This window comes from Clostridium cibarium, from assembly GCF_014836335.1.
GTDB lineage: Bacteria > Bacillota > Clostridia > Clostridiales > Clostridiaceae > Clostridium > Clostridium cibarium.
On sequence record NZ_JACSRA010000040.1, the window covers coordinates 22,419 to 26,682 of the forward strand.

The 4,264-nt window shown below is 26.8% G+C and carries 4 protein-coding genes; 2 read left to right on the forward strand and 2 right to left on the reverse strand.

The window, feature by feature from the left end:
* On the forward strand, positions 1-2,190 hold a 2,190-nt coding region (locus H9661_RS17970; RefSeq protein WP_191770142.1), incomplete at its 5' end, for a dockerin type I domain-containing protein.
* 47 nt (positions 2,191-2,237) lie between these two features.
* On the opposite strand, the gene H9661_RS17975 is transcribed toward H9661_RS17970, so the two are convergent.
* Together H9661_RS17975 and H9661_RS17980 are read right to left on the reverse strand one after the other, a co-directional pair.
* On the reverse strand, positions 2,238-2,489 hold the full coding sequence (locus H9661_RS17975) for a DUF6171 family protein (protein ID WP_191770146.1): 252 nt from the start codon (positions 2,487-2,489) through the stop codon (positions 2,238-2,240).
* 1 nt (position 2,490) lies between these two features.
* Positions 2,491-3,012: an alpha-L-arabinofuranosidase C-terminal domain-containing protein gene (locus H9661_RS17980; RefSeq protein WP_191770144.1), complete on the reverse strand. Its 522-nt coding sequence runs from the start codon at positions 3,010-3,012 to the stop codon at positions 2,491-2,493.
* Positions 3,013-3,386: 374 nt separating this feature from the next.
* On the opposite strand from H9661_RS17980, the gene H9661_RS17985 reads away from it, so the two are divergent.
* Positions 3,387-4,163 carry a GNAT family N-acetyltransferase gene (locus H9661_RS17985; protein WP_143317162.1) on the forward strand — a complete coding sequence of 259 codons (777 nt, stop codon included), beginning with the start codon at positions 3,387-3,389 and terminating at the stop codon, positions 4,161-4,163.
* Positions 4,164-4,264: the final 101 nt, after the last annotated feature.

Here is a 4,264-nt window from a genome sequence, read left to right on the forward strand (position 1 = left end):
ACTGGTATAAAATTATATGTGCCATATGAATATAAAGATACTGTAAAAGAATCACAAAGTCCTGCATTTTATAAAGTCACAGCAACTGCAGATAAAAGTTATGAAATAAATAATAGTACGGCTAAATCAATTAGTGTTGTTAGAGATAGTGACTACAGTAACAAATATGAATATATCGATTATGATAAAACTGGTGAAATAACTAAACAAGTGGTAGGAGAATATGATGATTTTGCAGTAGAAAGTGGACATAAAAGAAGGATAAGTTTAAATACCGGAACTGGTATAAAATTATATGTGCCATATGAATATAAAGATATTGTAAAAGAATCACAAAGTCCTGCATTTTATAAAGTTACAGCAACTGCTGATAAAAGCTATGAGATAAATAACAATACCGGGAAAAGAATTTGGATTTCAAGTTATGATAACATTTTCAACAAATATGAATATGTTGATTATGATGGAACTGGAAAACTAGCTAAACAGGACTACGGTGAATATAAGGATTTTGTAATAGAAAATGGGCATAAGAAAATAGTAAGTCTAAATACAGGAAATGGGGCAAAGTTGTATATACCATATGAGTACAAGTCTACTGTGAAAGAATCACAAAATCCTGCATTTTCTAAGTTTGTAGTTTCAAAAAATGTTAGCTTAGAAATAATTAATTCATCAGATGAAGTATTATACTTATTAAGTACTAGTAGTATTAGTAATAAATATAATTATATAAATTATGATGAAAATAATAAAATAAGTCAGATTTGGAGAGATCAGTATGATATGATCTCCATTGGTGGAAGGAATAAGAAAAAGATATGCTCAAGTGATAATAGGAATATAGTTATTTATGTGCCTTACGATAAAAGTAAAAATGCAAAAATTATTAACGAACCAGTATTTCAAGAATTATTACTTGATAAGGATAAGAACTATGAAATTGGAAATAATACTGATGACACGTTTACATCTCTAGTAAAAGAGATAGGATATAATAAATCTTCTTATGATTTTATGGATTTTGATAATAATGGTAAAATAACAAAAGTTGAAAGGGACATTCTAGAAAACAATAATATTGAGCCACATCATAAAATAAGAATGAGCTTATTTAAAGGCAATGGACTAAAGTTATATATACCATATGAAAATAGAAATATGATAAAGGAAGTTAGTACTCCTGTATTCTATCAATTTAATTTAGAGAAAAATAAGACTTATGAAATTATAAATAAAACAGGTATAGATGTAGTGGTGTATAATTACAATAAAGAATCAGAACTTAAATATGATCTTGTAAAATATGATGAAAATGGAAATATAATAAGTTCTTACAAAGATACTGATGGTAGTTTTTGGTCTGTGAATAATAAAAGAGAAAAAATTAGTATAAGCCAAGGAGAAAATTCTATATTATATATACCATATGAAATGAAGGATATGATAAAGTCTACTAACATTCCTGTGTTTTATGAAAAGCATATAGAAAAAGGCAAGAGCTATGAAGTAGTTAATAATTCAGATAAAAGTATTAAGGTATCAAAGAATCAAACTGGTAATAATTATTATGAACTTATAGAGTATGATGAAAATGGAGATATGGAAAAATATATTCCACAATCTGGTGAGTTTATTATAGAAGGTAAACATAAAGGTAGATTAAAGGCAAAAACAGGAGAAGAATTTAATCTTTATTTACCATATGAATATAAAGATATAATAAAAGAAGTAAGTATGGCCCCATATTATGAGGTAAACTTATCTAAGGGTGAGCAGTGTGTTATAAAAAATAATTCAGATCATTTACTATATTTTGCGACATCAAGTAGTTCAAGTGATAGGTATTCTATATGTGTTTATGATAGTAATACAAGACTTATAAACTATGCGAACCCAATTTATTCAAATAGTATGCCAGTTAAGGCAAATGAGAGTATAGTAATTGAGGGGGGAAAGGCTCAAACAGTAACCTTAAAAATTCCATATGAAGCTATGGGCTTTGATGAGAAATATGAAAATGAAGATTTAAATAAAGATGGACAAGTAGATATGTTAGACTTGGCAATAGAAGGTAATAGTTATAATAGAACTTATAAAGATAAGAAATGGGTAGGTAGAGAAGATGTAAATTTTGATGGAATAATAGACATTTACGATATGGTAAGAGTAAGTAAAAAAGTTAGCTAATTATAAAATGAGGTGCATTAGAGTTATTCTAAAGCATCTCATTTTATTTACCATTTAGGATTTACATTAGGACAGTAATTATCTTTTCTTGAAGCTCTAATTTCAACAAAACAACCACATTGATTGCACATACCATTAATGAGAAAATCACATTCCTTACATAAAGAAAGCCTTAAGTTATAGGTAGCACTATCAGCTTTCACAGATGAATCTAAAGAATTTATATATTCTAAAACAGTTTTATAATACTTTTTATTTACACTATCTTGAAGTAAACAGCGTTTGCAAAAGCTATTCATATTATTCAAGGGTTAAAGATAGTACACTGCATTTAGGAATAATAAATTTTATTCCTTCATCAGTAATTGTATAGTCCTTAAAATCTATAGGATAAACCTTATTAGGGTTTTCAAAAGTATTATGAGCTGTCATTTTTTCTGTAAGCAGTTTTCCTGAAACTTTTCCGAAAGGATAATCAAGTATATTAATATCAAGTGCATAATCATTTAATAAAGAACAATTTGACATAGTTAAATGTAATTTATTATCTTTGTCTAGAGAAACTGACTTAGAGATACTTGGTAAGCTATATTCTTCTTTGGTAGCATCATTTTTTATAAAGCTGCTAACCAATATGCTATCCTGATGATGTTTATACATATTAAATACATGGTAAGTAGGAGTTTTAATCATTTTATCACCTTCAGTAAGGATAACAGATTGTAATACGTTAACTACTTGAGCGATATTAGCCATAATTACTCTATCAGAATGTTCATTAAAGAGATTTAAATTTATAGATGCAACTATAGCATCACGCATTGTATTTTGTTGATATAGAAAGGCAGGGTTTGTACCTTATTTCTCATTCCTCTAGTATTTGGAATAGGAGAATCTTCACCTACAAATATACCATTATAAATACATCTTCCAAGATGTTCTGAAAAATGTCCGTATATTTCTTTATTAATTTTATTTTTTTATCTTTTGGATTAATAAACATATTTAACTTTTTTATTTTCTAAACCTCCTAAATATTATGTTGTTTTGCATTTGTTTTTCTGTATTAATTTTAACATAATGCATTATTTATGTTAATTGTTTTTGGCTTGACGTATTTATATTTATTTTTTAGAAAAAGTTATTATAATAATATATAGTATTTTAAATATAAAAATGTTTGGAGAAATATACATATGTATGAATTGTTAAAAGAAACTGAAATAGAGTATGTCAGGTGTTTTTCTAAAGAAGAAAAGGAAGGTTTTGTGACAAAATTTAGTGATGAAAGTTTCCAAGATTCTTATGCAAATAATTTAACTATATTAAATAAGACTGTAGATGATAAGATTAAAGTTGAAATAATTAATAATGAAATATATAAGAGTAAAAAAGAGAAAAGAGATTTTTTGTTATTTGAGGTAGATGGGGAAATATCAAAGGAAGTTATCAAAAAATTAAATATAAGCCCTACTAGTATAGATAAACTAGATTATATGAAAATAGAAACAGCGGAATATATAAAAATAAATCAAAGGGGAGATTGTGTAGTAAAAGAAGTGAAAACTGATGAAGAGTACAGTGATATTATTAAAATTAACATTTTAGATTATGCTCCATTAGTAGGTAGAAGTTATTCTAGAAGGAGAATAAAAAGAAAAGTAGATGTTTATAAAGAGTCTAGTAATAATTTGTCATGCTTTATTTCTTATTTAGAAGATGAACCAGTTGGATCATGTGAATTATTATGGAATAAAGATGTAGCTAAAATAGAAGACTTTGGAGTTTTGAAAGAGTATCAAAACCAAGGTGTTGGGAAAAGTATATTGAGGAATATGTTAAAAAAATCATATGATGATGGTGTAAAAACCGCTTATGTGATTACTGAAAATAAAGGGAGAGCAAAAGAAATGTATAAAAAGTTGGGCTTTAAAAAGATAGGAGAAAAGACACAACTTATATTTTCCCTATAATGTATTAGGAGTGAATATAAAGAGAAGGGGCTGTATCAAAATAAATTTTGATACTAGCCGAAAATGCTAAAAGAGGATTCAGAATTTGAATCCTCTTTTTT

Bases quoted from the DNA above. Each gene is read 5' to 3' on its own strand.
- H9661_RS17985 (WP_143317162.1), top strand. From the start codon at position 3,387: ATGTATGAATTGTTAAAAGAAACTGAAATAGAGTATGTCAGGTGTTTT.
- H9661_RS17975 (WP_191770146.1), bottom strand. From the start codon at position 2,489: ATGAATAGCTTTTGCAAACGCTGTTTACTTCAAGATAGTGTAAATAAA.
- H9661_RS17980 (WP_191770144.1), bottom strand. From the start codon at position 3,012: ATGCGTGATGCTATAGTTGCATCTATAAATTTAAATCTCTTTAATGAA.